13 protein-coding genes and 1 pseudogene are annotated in these 15,062 nt (G+C 64.0%); 7 read left to right on the top strand and 7 right to left on the bottom strand.

Features of this window, described 5'->3' with window-relative positions; all coding sequences use genetic code 11:
- Positions 1-24 precede the first annotated feature (24 nt).
- Positions 25-1,731: an alpha-amylase family glycosyl hydrolase gene (locus FFF93_RS13185; RefSeq protein WP_138768520.1), complete on the bottom strand. Its 1,707-nt coding sequence runs from the start codon at positions 1,729-1,731 to the stop codon at positions 25-27.
- Between the two features lie 130 nt (positions 1,732-1,861).
- Here FFF93_RS13185 and FFF93_RS13190 point away from each other — a divergent pair, with 130 nt between their 5' ends.
- Positions 1,862-3,073 carry an ROK family protein gene (locus tag FFF93_RS13190; RefSeq protein ID WP_138770378.1) on the top strand — a complete coding sequence of 404 codons (1,212 nt, stop codon included), beginning with the start codon at positions 1,862-1,864 and terminating at the stop codon, positions 3,071-3,073.
- Positions 3,074-3,102: 29 nt separating this feature from the next.
- On the opposite strand, the gene FFF93_RS13195 is transcribed toward FFF93_RS13190, so the two are convergent.
- Positions 3,103-3,762 carry an SDR family oxidoreductase gene (locus FFF93_RS13195; RefSeq protein ID WP_138768519.1) on the bottom strand — a complete coding sequence of 220 codons (660 nt, stop codon included), beginning with the start codon at positions 3,760-3,762 and terminating at the stop codon, positions 3,103-3,105.
- Positions 3,763-4,102: 340 nt separating this feature from the next.
- Here FFF93_RS13195 and FFF93_RS13200 point away from each other — a divergent pair, with 340 nt between their 5' ends.
- From FFF93_RS13200 to FFF93_RS17255, 3 genes are read left to right on the top strand one after another with little or no spacing between them, the layout of a single operon-like run.
- Entirely contained in the window at positions 4,103-5,302 is a 1,200-nt protein-coding gene (locus FFF93_RS13200) for a cytochrome P450 (RefSeq protein ID WP_186372162.1), read from the top strand.
- Between the two features lie 19 nt (positions 5,303-5,321).
- Entirely contained in the window at positions 5,322-5,525 is a 204-nt protein-coding gene (locus tag FFF93_RS13205; RefSeq protein WP_186372163.1) for a ferredoxin, read from the top strand.
- Positions 5,522-6,739: an FAD-dependent oxidoreductase gene (locus FFF93_RS17255; protein ID WP_186372164.1), complete on the top strand. Its 1,218-nt coding sequence runs from the start codon at positions 5,522-5,524 to the stop codon at positions 6,737-6,739. Before FFF93_RS13205 ends, FFF93_RS17255 begins: the two co-directional genes overlap by 4 nt.
- 161 nt (positions 6,740-6,900) lie before the next feature.
- Here the strand turns inward: FFF93_RS17255 and FFF93_RS13215 are convergent, their stop codons facing one another.
- The 4 genes and pseudogenes from FFF93_RS13215 to FFF93_RS13225 all read right to left on the bottom strand — a co-directional run bounded on the left by FFF93_RS13215 (position 6,901) and on the right by FFF93_RS13225 (position 10,445).
- Entirely contained in the window at positions 6,901-8,484 is a 1,584-nt protein-coding gene (locus FFF93_RS13215) for an amidohydrolase family protein (protein ID WP_138768516.1), read from the bottom strand.
- A gap of 54 nt (positions 8,485-8,538) precedes the next feature.
- Complete coding sequence (locus FFF93_RS17160) at positions 8,539-8,925, bottom strand: hypothetical protein (RefSeq protein WP_261375131.1); 387 nt, start codon at positions 8,923-8,925, stop codon at positions 8,539-8,541.
- A gap of 48 nt (positions 8,926-8,973) precedes the next feature.
- A pseudogene (locus tag FFF93_RS17260) lies at positions 8,974-9,618 on the bottom strand (alanine racemase); the annotation flags it as partial.
- 14 nt (positions 9,619-9,632) lie between these two features.
- On the bottom strand, positions 9,633-10,445 hold the full coding sequence (locus tag FFF93_RS13225; RefSeq protein WP_261375446.1) for an amidohydrolase family protein: 813 nt from the start codon (positions 10,443-10,445) through the stop codon (positions 9,633-9,635).
- 184 nt (positions 10,446-10,629) lie between these two features.
- Between FFF93_RS13225 and FFF93_RS13230 the strand changes: the two genes are divergently transcribed.
- Genes FFF93_RS13230 through FFF93_RS13240 form a run of 3 tightly spaced genes read left to right on the top strand, consistent with a single transcriptional unit; the run spans position 10,630 to position 13,252 of the window.
- Positions 10,630-11,019, top strand: a complete 390-nt coding sequence (locus FFF93_RS13230; protein ID WP_138768513.1) for a RidA family protein — start codon at positions 10,630-10,632, stop codon at positions 11,017-11,019.
- On the top strand, positions 11,016-12,338 hold the full coding sequence (locus FFF93_RS13235) for an aspartate aminotransferase family protein (protein ID WP_138768512.1): 1,323 nt from the start codon (positions 11,016-11,018) through the stop codon (positions 12,336-12,338). Before FFF93_RS13230 ends, FFF93_RS13235 begins: the two co-directional genes overlap by 4 nt.
- A gap of 44 nt (positions 12,339-12,382) precedes the next feature.
- Positions 12,383-13,252 (top strand): fumarylacetoacetate hydrolase family protein, encoded by an 870-nt coding sequence (locus tag FFF93_RS13240; RefSeq protein ID WP_138768511.1) that lies wholly within the window; start codon positions 12,383-12,385, stop codon positions 13,250-13,252.
- An 857-nt stretch (positions 13,253-14,109) separates the two neighbouring features.
- Here the strand turns inward: FFF93_RS13240 and FFF93_RS13245 are convergent.
- Entirely contained in the window at positions 14,110-15,048 is a 939-nt protein-coding gene (locus FFF93_RS13245; protein WP_261375133.1) for an ABC transporter ATP-binding protein, read from the bottom strand.
- Positions 15,049-15,062: the final 14 nt, after the last annotated feature.

A 15,062-nucleotide genomic window follows, 5' to 3' on the forward strand; every position in this document is an offset into this window, starting at 1 on the left:
CTGCGGGCCCAGGGGACGGGGCACTCACCGAAGCCAGACGGTGGTGTTGCCCGGGAGCAGCTGACCGTCCAGCGGTCCGCTGCTGATCAGCACCTCACCGGCCGGCAGTTCGACGGCGTCGTCCCCGAAGTTGGTCACAGACTGCCAGCCGCCGTGGCGGCGGAAGTGCAGCACGTCAGCGTTGCCGTTCTCCAGCCATTCCAGCTCCTCCGAGGTCTGGAGTTCGCGGCGCAGCTTCAGGGCCTTGCGGTAGAACTCCAGGGTGGACCCGTCGGTCCCGTCCTGGGCGGCCACGGCGTAGCGGGCGAACCAGGCGGGCTGCGGCAGGTGGGCGCCGCCGTCGCCGAAGCCGAAGGAGGAACCTTCGGTGGCCCAGGGCAGCGGCACACGGCAACCGTCGCGGCCGATCTCCACGCCCTTGTTGCGGAAGAAGGTGGGGTCCTGGCGTTCGGCGTCGGGGATCTCGGCGACTTCCTGCAGGCCCAGTTCCTCGCCCTGGTACAGGTAGGCCGACCCGGGCAGGGCCAGCATCAGCAGGGTCGCGGCGCGGGCGCGCCGCAGGCCCAGTTCGACGTCGAGTTCCTCGGAAGGGGCGCCGGCCAGCAGCCAGCCCTTGCCGTCCTGGCCCTTGGCGTGTCGCCCGCCGCCCTTGGGCAGGCCGTAGCGGGTGGCGTGCCGGACGACGTCGTGGTTGGAGAAGACCCAGGTGGAGGAAGCGCCGGATTCGGTCGCCTCGGCGAGGTTGCGGGTGATGATTTCGCGGAACTCGTCGGCGTCGAAGTCGGCCTGGAGCAGGTCGAAGTTGAAGGCCTGGCCCAGGCCTTCCGGGCTGGCGTAGCGGGCGCGACGGCTGGCGTGCACCCAGGCCTCTGCGACGGCGGTGCGCGGCGGGTTGTACTCGTTGAAGACCTCGCGCCATTCGACGTAGATTTCGTGGACCTCGTCGCGGTCCCAGAACGGGTGCGAGCCGTCATCGAAGCCGTCGGTGCCGGAGTTGGCCTCGCTGAGTTCGACCTTGGACAGCAGCGGCTCGGTGAGGTCCTTGGTGAGGGCGTGCGCCACGTCCACGCGGAAGCCGTCCACGCCGCGGTCGGACCAGAAGCGCAGCGTCTTGAGGAAGTCGTCGCGGATCTCGCGGTTGGACCAGTTCAGGTCGGGCTGTTCCTTGGCGAAAATGTGCATGTACCACTGGCCGGGGGTGCCGTCGGGTTCGGTGATGCGCTCCCAGGCCGGGCCGCCGAAGACGGATTCCCAGTCCGAGGGCGGGATCTCGCCGTTTTCGCCTTTGCCGTCGCGGAAGATGTAGCGTTCGCGCGCGTCCGAGCCGCGGGGCGAGGCGAGGGCCTCCTGGAACCAGACGTGGCGGTTGGAGGAGTGGTTCGGGACGATGTCCGCGATCAGCTTGATGCCGGCGGCGTGCAGCGCGGCGGACATCTCATCGAAGTCCTCCAGCGTGCCGAGCTTGGGGTCGACGTCGCGGTAATCGTCGACGTCGTAACCGCCGTCCGCCAGGGCCGAGGGGTAGAACGGGGAGAGCCAGACGGCGTCAATCCCGAGCTCCTTCAGGTACGGCACCTTGGCGGTGATGCCCTTGATGTCGCCGAGGCCGTCACCGTTGGAGTCGGAGAAGCTGCGCGGGTAGATCTGGTACACCGAGGCCTGGCGCCACCAATTGGGGTCGGCGGCGAGGTCGGAACCGGTCAGGGTTGCCAGCGTGGCGGTGTTCGACAAGGTGAATCCTTCGGGGCTGGGGGCGGTGTCTGATATATGCGGTGCTGATAAATGTCGTGTCTGATAATTTAGATAGAAGCTAAATCTATTGCCGGAACAATTATGGGTCCGCACTCACGGGGAGGTCAAGATTCCGAAGAAGCCGCAGGCCGCCGCGACGCCCCAGCTGCTCCGCCGGGTCAATGCGCGGCTGGTGCTGGCTGCCATCCGCGGCACTGACGTGGCCACCGGCACGGAGCTGATGGCTGAAACCGGCCTCACCCGTGCCACGGTGATTGCCGTCTGCGAGGACCTGATCCGTCGCGGCTGGATCCGCGAACTGGACGCGCCCCGGAAAGACGGCCTGCCGGCAGAGCGCCAGGATGCCGGGAGCGGGCAGAAAGGCCGGCCCGCGCGGCGCTTCGAACTTCGCTCCCGGGCCGGCGTCGTGCTCGGCATCGACATCGGCGCCGCCACCACCACCGCGGCGGTCGCGGACCTGCGGGGCACGATTCTCGGCCGCGCCAGCGGGCACTTCCGCGCTGCCGACATCCCCGCAAGCGAGCGGATCAGCGTGGTCGACCGGGCCTGCCGGGAGGCGCTGGAGGCCGCCGGCGAGGCGCCCGCAACAGTCCTGGCCGTAGGCGCCGGCATCGCGGCCCCGGTGGACCGCGAAGGCAAGGTCCTCGCCGCCCAACACTTCTGGAGCCTGTTCGACGTCGGGCTCCGCTCGGCGCTGCAGGAGCTGCACGGCTGGCCGGTGCTGCTGGAGAACGACGCCAACCTGGCCGCCCTTGGCGAACGCTGGCGCGGCTCCGGCGCGGGGGTGGAAGACCTCGTGGTGCTGTTGGCCGGTGAGCGTCTCGGCGCGGGCGTGCTGGAGTCCGGTCGGCTGCTGCACGGCCGCGCCGGGGGCGCCGGCGAAATGGGCTTCCTGGACATGGTGCGGGGCGTCGGCTCAAGCGACGGCATCGCGAGCCTGGCCCGGCAATGGCAGGCGGCGGCCGGCGGACCCGCGGACGGCGGTGAGGCAAGCGCGCTGCGGGTCTTCGAGGATGCCGCCGCCGGGGAACCCGCCGCAGTGGCGATCCTGGACCGGCTTTCGGAGCGGATGGCCCGGGTCATTGCCGCGATCGCCAGCCTGATCAATCCCGAGCAGGTGGTTATCGGCGGCGCCGTCGCGGACTCGGCCGGAGCGCTGCTGCCAGGCATCACCGCAGCACTGCCCCGGTTTACCGCCACTCCCCCGCGCGTGACGGTCTCCCCGCTTGGCGACGGAATTGTGACCGTGGGCGCCATCCGGCATGCCCTGGACTTTGTCGAAGCCAACGCGCTGGAACTGGAGCTGGCCGCGCCCGCGTAAAGCCCGCGGCCCGGCCCGGACCGGCGGGGCTACTTCACCGATTCCAGGGCAGCGGCGAGCGGCAGGGTCCCGTCCCGGAACTCGATGGTCCGGCCGGCGGTCTGCGGCAGGCCCAGGACCGCGGCGGCGACGAGGGCCACGTTGGAGCGCGAGGTGTCGGTGCCGTTTGAGGTGTCCGGGGGGTTGACGTCGAGCAGGCCGTTGCCCGGGCCGTCGGTCAGGGCGCCGGGACCCAGGATGGTCCATTCCAGGCCGCTGCCGCGCAGGTGCGCGTCCGCGGCGGCCTTGGCCTCGGCGTAGGCGTAGAAACCGTTGTCCTCGGGGACGCCGTGGTCCGGCCCGGCGCCGAGATACGAGACCATAACGTAGCGCCGCACGCCGGCCTGGGCTGCGGCGTCCATCGACCGGATGGCCGCGTCCCGGTCGACGGCGTAGGTGCGTTCGGGGCTGCCGCCGCCAGCTCCGGCGGACCAGACGACGGCGTCGTGGCCCGCCAGCGCCGCTGCGAGCTCCGCCGTCGTCGACTTCTCAACGTCCAGGACCAGCGGGGTGGCGCCGGTGGCCGCGACGTCGTCGCGGTGGTCGGGGTTGCGGATGATGGAGGTAACCTCGGCTCCGTCCTTCGAGAGCAGGCCCGAGAGTTCCAAAGCCACTTTTCCGTGGCCGCCGATGATTGCGATTCGCGTCATGGACCCATTCTGACCCACGCGCTTCGCTCGCGCACCCGCAGAATGAAAAACCCCCGGAATCTCGGGGATTCCGGGGGTTCTACCTGTAGCGGTGGGGAGGCTCGATCTCCCGACCTCATGACCTCCCGCGCGGCCGTCGAACCCGCGAGGCTGGCGGAAGCTCAACGGATACGAAACGCCTCCCCAGGGATGCTACAGCGATGGCTGCCACGGCTAAAGCCCTTCCGGGTAAAGAATGCAAGCGGGTGAGAAATTCGTCGTGGAACACCGTTTCATATCCGTTGACGACCAACGAGACTCCCCCTACCATGAGGGTGTTGACGATCACCACGGAGGATTGATGAGCATGGCACCCGGCCCGGCACCACTTCGATTCCCCTCGCAGAGGGAATGTCCATTCGATCCACCAGCGGTCCAGACGGCCCTGCGGGAAAGCTGCCCGGTCGCACCGGTGGAGCTGCACGATGGGCAAGCAGCGTGGCTGATCAGCCGCTATGACGACATAAGAATGGTCCTGTCAGACGAGCGGTTTAGCTCGTCGGGGCTCTGGAAATTTGCTGGCTCCGCGAATCGTTCTGCCGCGGAAAGGGCCGAAACGTCATTCACTGTCCTTGACCCTCCGGACCACACCCATCTTCGCCGCCTCTTCACGCGCTATTTCACTCTGCGCAGAGTCGAGAGCATGCGCGGTTACATCCAGGGCGTGGTGGACGAAGCAATAGATTCACTCATGTCGCGAGCTGACAGGCGGGCGGACTTGGTCACAGATTTTGCCCTGCCCGTCGCTTCCCGGACTATGTGCGCTCTCGTGGGGGTGCCCTACGAAGATCACGAATGGTTTGAAGCCCGGGCTGACGTCCGAAGCCGGATGGAGGGCGACCCTCAGGAAGCTGCCAGGGCCACTCAAGAGCTACTGGCCTACATGGCGAATTTGATTGAGATTAAGCGTGCCGAACCGGGCCCAGATATCATCAGTTCGACGATTGTCGATTTGCTGGATCCGGGGCTGATCAGCCAGACCGACCTCGTGGCAGCGTTGCGACTTCTTCTCACTGCCGGCCACGAGACCACCGCCACGATGATCGCGACGAGCGCTTTCGTGCTCCTCACCCATGACGACCAGCTCGGAGAAATTAGGTCCGACCAGAGTCTCCTCACTGGCGCCATCGAAGAGTTGCTTCGCTACATCAGCATGCTCTTTATCCTCGTGCGCACCGCGAAGCAGGATCTTCTGATTCAAGGCCAGCAGATCAAAGCCGGCGAGGGGCTCATCGTCGGCCCGGCGCTAGCCAACAAAGATCCTCGGGCGTTTGACATGCCGAATCGATTCGATATCCACCGGGACAGCAGGCACCACGTTGCTTTCGGGTTTGGCCCGCACCAGTGCTTGGGCCAGCCCGTTGCCAGGCTGGAACTCTCAATCGCACTGGGATCCCTAATTCGTCGGCTGCCATCACTCAAGCTGGCAGAGGCAGCTTCTGACATTCCTTTCAAGAACACCAATCTCGTCGGGGTCGCCGCGTTGCCGGTGGCCTGGTAACCAAACTGATAGGAAAACCGTGACAACACCAAGAATTGAACTTGCCCTCGACAAGTGCGTCGGCGGCGGCCAGTGCGTACTCGCCGCTCCTCAACTCTTTGATCAGGACGAGCAGGACGGCACCGTCATCCTTCTGCGTCAGCCCGAGGCGGCCGACATCGGCAGCGCCAGCCAGGCGGAGCTTGTCTGCCCCGCTCGGGCAATCCAGCTCATAGAAGAGTGAGAGTTCCGGGTCACGTTCTCGTCGTAGGAGCCGGAATTGCAGGCTTCACCGTCGTCGATGAGTTAAGGCGGCAGGGGTTCCCGGGAATTATTACCCTAGTTGGGGAAGAAGAGGAAGATCCTTATGATCGTCCAGCGCTCTCCAAGCAGGTGCTTTCGCGCGCTTGGGCCCCAGCGAGGTCCACGATTGCGACTCGGCAAACCTTAGAAGGTCTAGGCGTCGACTTAATCTTGGGGGCACCTGCTGTTTCTCTCGACATCGGACGCCGTTCCGTAACGATGGGGGATGGCAGGGAGATCTGCGCCGACGAGATAGTCATCGCCACCGGGAGTCACGCGGTCGTCCCGCCGTGGGCCCCGCTCGGGCCTCGGGTACAGGTCCTAAGAACGTTGCATGACTCTTTGTCACTCTCCCAGACACTGGGCAAATGCCGCCAGCTAGCCATCATCGGATCCGGGGTCCTCGGGCTGGAGGTAGCTGCAACCGCCAAGACGCTCGGCGTCTCCGACGTGACTGTGCTCGGGACCTCCGAGCCCATGCAACACGTGCTGGGGCAGGCGGTGAGCGCGCGCCTCAGGGCCGCTCACGAAGAACAAGGGGTTCGGTTCGAGCTCGGGGAAAAGGTGATAGCGGTGAGCGCTTCTCCCGGCCGCTCTCAAAGGCAGTTACGCGTCCACAGACGCGAGGGCCACACCAAAGCAGATACCGTCGTGATTGCAGTAGGCGCCCGCGCTTCCGTGGGGTGGTTGGCAGCCTCTCGGTTGCCCATTGGGCGCGATGGAGTACTGGTCGATCGGCGAGGACGCGTCGTCCCCGGGATACACGCAGCCGGGGAAGTCTGCGCATGGCCCGACCTTGGTGGCCAGTTGCGACGGGTAGAACACCGCACCACAGCGGCCGAGCAGGCCCGCGCCGTCGCCTGGGACCTTCTCGGTGGCGATGTCTCATACGAGATGATCCCATTTTGGTGGTCGGACCAATACGGGCTCCGCTTGCAAGGCTACGGCACCACCGGCGGCGGGAGGGAAGAGTTTATTATCGCCGGAACGCTAGCCGGGAGTTCATTTGCTGTCGCCTATGGTGATGGAAGGCGTGTAACCGGGGTGGTCGGGCTGAACGCAGCAAAGGCCACGCGCACTGCGCGCGAACTTGTATCTTCCGGCCACGCATGGCCACCACACATTTCACAGGCCAGAGACGTCAATAGGGCATGACCATTATGATCACCAAAGTTCCAGCACCATTGGAGATTGAGCCGGGAGATGCCCTGGTAGAACCGACCATATGACTTGCACAAAGAGAACATTCTGGCTTCCTAGTCGGGTGCCTGCTGATAAGCGGCGGCTAATTTACCGCGCCGGGCCTCGATCGGATGTTAAGCGACCGAGACGACCACGCCGTCTCGCCTCCCCGTCGGTCGCCCCGCTTCGAGAGCAAGGCACCCAGCCACAATGACGTGGTCGATGCCCTTGCTGGGCTGATGCGGCTGGCCAAAGCTCGCCGTGTCCTGCAGATTATCGAAGTCGAGTACAACAAGATCGGCAATGAATCCAGGTTCGACTCGCCCGCGGTCTTTGAGCCCAACGCGAAGTGCGGGAGCGCTTGTGCACCGACGAATAGCGTCCGGCAGGTCGCCTGCACCGTACCGTGAGAGGTACCGGGGGAAGCACCCGTAACTTCGCGGATGGGGGACCCCCTGCGCTGTAGGGCCGACGAGTCCCAAGGCGAATCCATCGGAGGCAACCACGGTCGCTGGGTGGGCCAAGACCGTCTCCAATACCTCTTCGGAGCGGCCGAAAACCACAATGAGCACCGCGGAGCCATACCGAATGAGCAAGTCGACGGCTAGCTCGTCGGGCGTGCAACGCCTGCCGAGGGCGGCTTCGACCACGCTGCAACCGACCAAGTCGGCATCGGCCGAATCCTCTCCCCCAGGGATCCAACTGATGATGGTTTCCTCCCACCCCCAGGGGCGGCGCGACCACTCCTCAAGAACATTTCGAACCACAGCCGGGTCCCGCATTTGCTGCCGAAGTCTCTCGTCTCCGCCTGCTTGGACACCTGATGGTACTGTCTGGGCCAAAGGGCAGCTTCCTGCGACGTACGGATAAATGTCGATCCCGATGTCCAGACCCGCCCGCCGGCCGTCGTCGACGAGCCCCAGGACCTGACCGACGGCGCTCCAGTTTCTCTGACCCACCGCTGACAGGTGAGATATTTGCGTCCGCACGCCCGTTGCGCGAGCGACACGCAGGCACTGTTCGATGGATGGAATCAGCTCGTCGGCGTAGTCCCGTACATGCCAAGCGAAGATGCGGTCATGCCCGGCGGCGACATTCGCAAGGTTGATGAGTTCCTCGTCCTCAGCGAAGCATTGCGGAGGGTAGACCAGGCCGGTTGACAGACCGGCTGCTCCGTCTTGAAAAGCCTGCTCCACGAGATCTGCCATATGTCGGAGCTCCCGGGGGCTTGCCGGACGGTTTTCGAAGCCGACGGCGGCTGCTCGGACCGGTCCGTGGGGTACGAGCGTGAGGACGTTTACTGCCGGTCGAGCGGCGCGCACCGCCTTCAGATAGCCGGCGACGGTGGTCCAGTCGGTCGGCACATCGGGGTCGAGATCCAAATATGCAGCCGACGCCCTGACCGCTTGAGCATCGGTAGACGCCGTGCGCGGTACGAGGCCGAGCCCACAGTTACCGACTACCTGGGTTGTCGTCCCCTGCGTGAGCGCACTTGTAGCCGAGGGGGCCGACAGAAGAGTTAGGTCGCTGTGAGTGTGGATGTCGACAAACCCTGGGCAGACGATTCTGCCTCGGACGTCAAGTTCGGTTGTTGCGGCCTCTTGAATGAACGGCGCGACGCTGACGATTCGCCCATCGGCGATGGCGACATCTGCATTGCGGGCCGAGGTTCCGGTGCCGTCGATTACAGATCCGCCGCGAAGGATTATGTCGTACACAGATTGGTCCTAATTGTCGTTCGGGTCATTCCCTACGCTGGATATGACGGGCCATTAGTGACGCGCGACGACGGGCCATGTGGTGATTTGGTCGTCGACCGCGTGAAGTGTGCTCCACATGTTGACCGTCCCGCACGCGTGGTTGGGGATGATGCGAACAAGGTCCCCGACACGCAAACGCGCGGTTCCGGTGCCGGTGAGAAAGCCGTGTTCCTCGTTCGCTGTCGGGAAGGCGACGTCGGGCATGGGCGTGCCGGTGATGTCACAGACGATTCCTGCGCCGTTTTGCGCGGTGAGAGCGTCAGCGCTCAGGGCTTTCAGCCCGGCGTCAATGATGGCCGTTCCCGGGCGCTGAGTAGAGACGACGCGTGCGAGAACGGTGAGTGCGCACTGTTCGAGGCGCCCGCTCCCGAGCCGGAGCTGATTTGCGTCGAAGAACACGTAGGTTCCAGGGCGCGCCTCAGTAATGCCGCTACCCAAAGGGGCAGAAGTAATGCCCGGCGTGGAACCGACCGAAACGATATCGCACGGCACCCCTGCTTTCCGCAGGGAACGTGCTGTCTGAGACATGGCCTCGGCAGCCGCGTGCCCGGCGGCAACGAGTCCATCACGGTCAGACCCGTATGTTGATAGATGGCCCTCGTGCGTAAGGATGCCGCCCATGTGGAGACCTGGCAAGGCAGCGACGGCCGTCCCTAGTTCGACGGCTTCGAACGGAGGGATCCCAGTGCGATGATGCCCTGTGTCGATGTCAAGCAAGACGCTTACTTCGGTGCCTCGCCGTCGCGCCTCGTCCGATAAAGGCCGGGCTACTGCCAGCGAGTCTACGATCGTCTGCACCCCCCAAGCGTCGGCTGCGTGCACTGCAAAGTCGACTTTGTGAGCGCCCACAGGCAGGTGCGCCCACAGGAGGTTTCTGAATCCCGCTTCCGAGAGCGCCGTGACCTCTGCCGGCGTCGAGCACGTGAAGCCGGCAGCGCCTGCATCGCGCTGGAGGCGCGCAACGTCGAGGCATTTGGAAGTTTTGATGTGCGGACGCAGCCCCACTCCGGCCGCGCTGAGGGAATCCGCGAGATCGGAAATGTTTGCCTCGAGCTTTCGGACGTCTACGACAGCGGACGGTGTGGGTAGCATGCTGAGGTCGGCGCTCACCGCGTCAGACCAAGCATCTCAAGGTGGTCACCGTGCAGCACATGGTCGAGAAGTTCGTTGGAAATGGCGGGCATGCCCTGGACCCGAGCTGCTGCGACGGCTTTCAAACCATCTTGGGCCTGTGCCGGTGTCCACAGCGGGAAGTCCGAGCCAAACAGAAGCTTGTCGACGACACCCCACTCTTGGGCGCGCACCAGGGCACGATACCCATCCGCAGGTCGTGCCCACACTGCGGAGACGTCTGAGAACACGCGGCGATTCTTTCTCAGCACCGCCATTGTTTCCCGCTGCCAGGGATGTCCGAGGTGAGCGATGATTTGTACCAGGTCAGGATGGCGGCGCGCCACTTCATCGACGACTAGAGGGTTCGAGAGCTCAAGCTTCCCGATCGGCGAAGGGGTTGCGCCCATATGCCAAAGGAGCACAAGCCCAGCGTCGGCGGCAGCACTATAAAAGGGATCGAACCGCTCGTCGCGCGCGTCATATAGCCCGAGTACCGGATAACACTTGATCCCGCGAAGGCCCCGCTGGACACCGTCCTGCATCTGCTCAAGAGCGCCTGGATCCGTCGGGTCGAGCGCCATGAACCCTACGACGTTGCTTTGGCATCGTGCCACGAAGTCGGCGATGAACTCATTGGGGGTGGACATACCTGCATACCGGGCGGTTACTCCGAAGACGAAGGAAACGTCGACACCACCCTCCGACATTGCAGCGTCGTAGGCGGCCGGGGTCACATCGGTCCAGTCATAGCCGTATACAGGTTTCCAATGGTCGTCCCACTCATGGCCCCAGTGACACGAATTCATAGCGTGCGTGTGGACGTCTAACAGCAATTTGGTACCTCCAATGCGAACACGGGCAATACACGGAACATCGTTTCACATTATCCTTCCACTCGCCCGTCCGGAAAGGTATGGTTTGACCTGAAACGCCGTTTCGAATTTTTCCCAGCCGTTTTCCGCCACTACTTAGTGCCTTCTGGAGTTGATCATGTACGCGATATTTCCGGATTCCGTCGCATTGCCGCCGGTACCCCTGAGTCCCGGTATCCAGGCCGGGAACTTCGTGTTTGTCTCGGGCCAGGTCGCAACCGACGCACGAGGGAATGTTTACAGGGGAGATTTCGCCCGTGAAGTAGAAATGACCATCGACAACGTCGAGGCCATTCTCGCCGCCGCGGGTGGGACTCTCAACGATGTTGTAAAGGTGGGCGCCTGGCTGTCCGAACCGGAGCTTTTCGAGCAGTTCAACGCCCTGTATGCCGCCCGCCTGGGGAGCCACCGGCCTGCGCGAACGACAGTTGTCGTCCGCTTTGGCCATCCCGAGGTGAGGGTCGAAGTCGACGCTATCGCCTACCTTCCCGAGAGGAACCAGCCATGACCACCGAAGTCAACACCGCGCAAGTCCGCAGCGCCGTTCCCCCCGCTGTAGCTAGCGGAGTCAATTCCTCAACCCGCTCAAACGGGGCGCCTCTGATGATCTCTTCGGTTGACGGCGCATACGTCACTGACAGTGACGGGAAGCGATACTTGGACTACCACGCCGCCTTCGGCGCCATACTTCTTGGCCACAAAGCACCGCAGGTAGACCGTGCAGTCATCGACGCTATCCACAACGAACCCGACCTCACCGGCTGGGGCACCAGCCGCCTAGAAACCCAACTTGCCGAGTCACTGGTCGCCGCTCTGCCTAGCGTGGAGCAAGTGACGACTGTCACCACGGGGAGCGAGGCAGTCGCTTACGCTCTACGAATCGCGCGGGCCAGTACGGACCGTCGCCTAATTATCAAAATCCAGGGCGGCTTCCATGGGTGGTCTGACTCCGTGGCCCGCAACGTGATATCGGCGCCGGATCGCGTTTACCAAATGGACCCTCTCTCGGCTGGCATCCTGCCCGAGGCCCTTGAAGCGACTTTGGTTGCCGAATGGAACGACATCGAGAGCATGCGGGAGCTGTTCGTCCGGCACCCAGAGCAGATCGCTGCGGTGATCGTCGAACCGATTCCCCACAACGTCGGCGCCCTTCTTCCTGAGCCCGGCTACCTTGAACAGCTTCGGAAACTTACGCTCGAGCACGGCACAATGCTGATCCTGGATGAAGTGATCACCGGGTTCCGCCATGCCTTGGGCGGGTACCAAGAGCTGTCTGGGGTTGCTGCCGACCTGACCACGTTCGGGAAGTCACTTGGAAACGGGTACGCCGTCGCAGGCGTCGGCGGAAGTGCCGCGGTAATGTCCGCAGTGGATCCCGCGGCCGGCGGGAAGGTGGCCATAATGGGAACATTTAACGGCAACCCCGTGGCGTGTGCTGCCGGCATCGCCACCATCGATTACCTTCGCTCGCATCCGGAGTTCTACACGAGGACTCATGCGCTGGGCAGCCGCGCCCGGACCGGGCTCCAGGGGGTTTTCGACGACGCGGGAGTCGCGGCAAGTGTCCAGGGGTTCGGCGGAACGTTCACGACGTACTTCCTCCCGGCCCGGGCGACGGGGTACAGGGATCTGCTCGCAAACGACGCTGCAGCGAGCCGGGCTTTCCACCGCGGAATGGTCGAGCGCGGTTTCCTCATGCTGCCTATCCCGATGAAACGCATGCACATCTCGGGCGCTTTCACCGAGGCCGACATCGACGCAACGGTGGAAGCCGCAGCCGACGTGGTCAGCCAGCTTGTCGCCCAAGGGCAGCTTCCGCTGCGCTAACCGGCTCACCTCGTCAGCCTACCAAGTAACCCTCAGGAGAGGTCATGAAACTCATCACGTTCCGCCGTCCCGACGGCACCATTGGCCACGGCCGCCTCGTCAACGACAGCCTCGTGGAGGACACCGGTGACGGAGATCTGTCGTCTGTTGTCGCGAGCGGTGAAGATGTTAATGCGGCTGCACGCGCGACCTACGAGCTCGCGGAGTTGAACCTGCTCGCCCCGGTCCTCGCACCGCCGAAGGTCCTGTGCGTGGCAACAAATTACCAGGAGCACATCGTAGAAGGGGGCGGGGAACGGGTCGATCCTGCCCGCGTTTCGCCGAAGATCTTCCTGAAGCCAGCGACGACAATCATCGGAGATGGCGCGACCTACGAGATTCCGGAGATCTCCACCGAGGCAGATTGGGAGGCCGAGCTTTGCATTGTCATAGGAAAGACCGCGAAGGGGATCAGCGAAGCTGAGGCCCTGGATTACGTGTTCGGCTATGCGGCGAGTAACGACATCTCGCTCAGGTCCCTCAGCGTGGGCTACGAAAGAGACATGAACCCGTGGGCTGGCTTTTTTGATTGGCTGGAAGGCAAATGGTCGGACGGCTCGGCACCTATCGGACCGTGGATCGTCACAGCCGACGAAGTGCCAGATCCACAGGACATTCCTGTCGGTCTGAGCGTGAACGGAGAGCCAAAACAGAAGGGAACGACTGCGGACATGATCCACACGTGCGCGCAGATCATCGCTTTCGCCTCGCGTTTGTGCACCTTACAGCCGGGTGACTTGATTTTGACCGGTACCCCGGCTGGAGTCGGGGCGACCACTGGGACATTTCTCAACGATGGAGATGTCATGGTCGCGGACCTGGGGCCCGTCGGGCGGCTGACGACCTTGGTCCGCCGTTCGACAGTCCCCGATTAGGGGACGGCGAAAAGAAAACTGGGGTCGCCGCCGTCGCCGGCACCATAGCGTTGCAGCGTCTTGAGCCGGCGACGGCGACTGGTCAAGATCAGTGGACGGCGCCGTCCACAGACACAGCCCATGCACATCACGTTCGTCGTGCCGCTTATCACCAAAGGCCTGGGATCGTAAGTCTGATGGCAGGCGTTCCAGTCACCGCAGCACGGGTGAGCGTCCGACGCCTCCCCTTGCCGGTGCCGGAGGGAACGCCCGATGAACCACGTTCTTGACCTCGGAGACGAACTCGCCGGTCCAGGACGACCAGCACGTCAGGGCGGCAGTCGCGGGATCTGGAATGCCTGTGGTTGAATGCCGGCGGCCCGTCCCCCAGAGGGGCGCTAGCCGCTCGTGGGGGAAAGTCGCGGACTCGAACAGCTGGCGGAAATCCTGATGGCGCGTTCGACCGGTTCCTGCGCCCCGGGCACCGGATCGGAGTGATCTGCCCCAGTCGGGCCGGATGCCCGGCATCCCCGCGTCCGTCTTGACCCGGGCCCGGACGGACCTTGGACAGCGCCGCGACCAAGCACGCAACGTCCGCCACGGCCAGCGGCCGGAACCAAGCCGAACCCTGTGGGAAGCGGACTGGATCATGGACCACCGGGACCGGCCTTTGGCCGCCCGGCTACCGTCATTGCTGGCGGCAACGCTCTGGCGAAAGATCCTGCGAGCCTTTCAGTACGTTTGTTCAAGGCTGGAACCTCCGGCCATTGATCCTTGTCTCTGCGACTCGCCGCCCCGCACCATGGTGCGGGCAGAGCCTGGATCATCTACGAACCTCCCCGGCCCCGGATTCCGGTAACTACCCCCCGCGGGTGCCGTTAAAGAGAAGGGTGGAAGCACGCCACCTGGTGGTCCCCACCGACTGGCACAGCCAGTTTCGGTGTCTCCCCGCATTCAGAAGTTGCCTTCCAGCAGCGGGACCTGAAGCGGCATCCTGGAGGCGGATTAATAGGCGACGGCACTTCGCCACTTAGGACGATACGTTTGCGTTCCCCCCCATCCCGCCGGGGCACTGCGGAAAGTAAGGCCTCCGTGTACGGGTGCATTGGGGCAGTAAGGACCGATTCGGCGCTGCCCCGTTCGACAATCTGCCCGAGGTACATGACCGCGACTTCGTCCGAGGTGTGCCTCACGACAGACAGGTCGTGGGAAATGAAAACCATCGCGATGTCGAACTGGGACTGGAGGTCCTGAAAGAGATTGACGACCTGGGCCTGGACGGACACGTCGAGGGCCGAAACGGGTTCGTCCAGAATTAGCACCTCTGGGCGAGTTGAGAGCGCCCTTGCTGTGCCAATCCGTTGTCGTTGGCCTCCGGAGAACTGGTGAGCGAAAGAGTTGCGGTGCCGCGGATGAAGGCCAACGAGTTCAAGGAGCTCGTCCACACGCCCTCTAATCTCTCGAGCGCTGACCCCCTGCGCTTGTAGCGGCTCGGAGACTATCTGACCCACTGTGAGCCGCGGATTGAGAGCCGAGTACGGGTCTTGGAAAACCATCTGACAGTGTCGGCGCATGGCTCTCAGCGCCTCACCCTTTAAGTGCGTGATGTCGGTATCGAGCAGTTGGATCGAACCAGCCGTAGGCTCCTGGAGCCGCATGATCGCACGCGCCGTGGTCGATTTGCCGCAGCCCGACTCTCCCACGATTCCGAGAGTCTTACCCCGAGCCACCTCAAAGCTAACGCCGTCCACTGCCCTGAGCGGGCCCATGTTGCGTCGCGTTGGGATGTGCACTTTGAGATCGTCGACGACAAGCACAGCACCTTCCGCCG

The organism is Arthrobacter sp. KBS0702 (assembly GCF_005937985.2).
Classification (GTDB): domain Bacteria; phylum Actinomycetota; class Actinomycetes; order Actinomycetales; family Micrococcaceae; genus Arthrobacter.

What these genes read in the sequence shown, in the direction of transcription:
- FFF93_RS13225 (WP_261375446.1), bottom strand. Translation starts at nt 10,445, where the DNA reads ATGAATTCGTGTCACTGGGGCCATGAGTGGGACGACCATTGGAAACCT.
- FFF93_RS13235 (WP_138768512.1), top strand. Translation starts at nt 11,016, where the DNA reads ATGACCACCGAAGTCAACACCGCGCAAGTCCGCAGCGCCGTTCCCCCC.
- FFF93_RS13195 (WP_138768519.1), bottom strand. Translation starts at nt 3,762, where the DNA reads ATGACGCGAATCGCAATCATCGGCGGCCACGGAAAAGTGGCTTTGGAA.
- FFF93_RS13200 (WP_186372162.1), top strand. Translation starts at nt 4,103, where the DNA reads ATGAGCATGGCACCCGGCCCGGCACCACTTCGATTCCCCTCGCAGAGG.
- FFF93_RS13240 (WP_138768511.1), top strand. Translation starts at nt 12,383, where the DNA reads ATGAAACTCATCACGTTCCGCCGTCCCGACGGCACCATTGGCCACGGC.
- FFF93_RS13230 (WP_138768513.1), top strand. Translation starts at nt 10,630, where the DNA reads ATGTACGCGATATTTCCGGATTCCGTCGCATTGCCGCCGGTACCCCTG.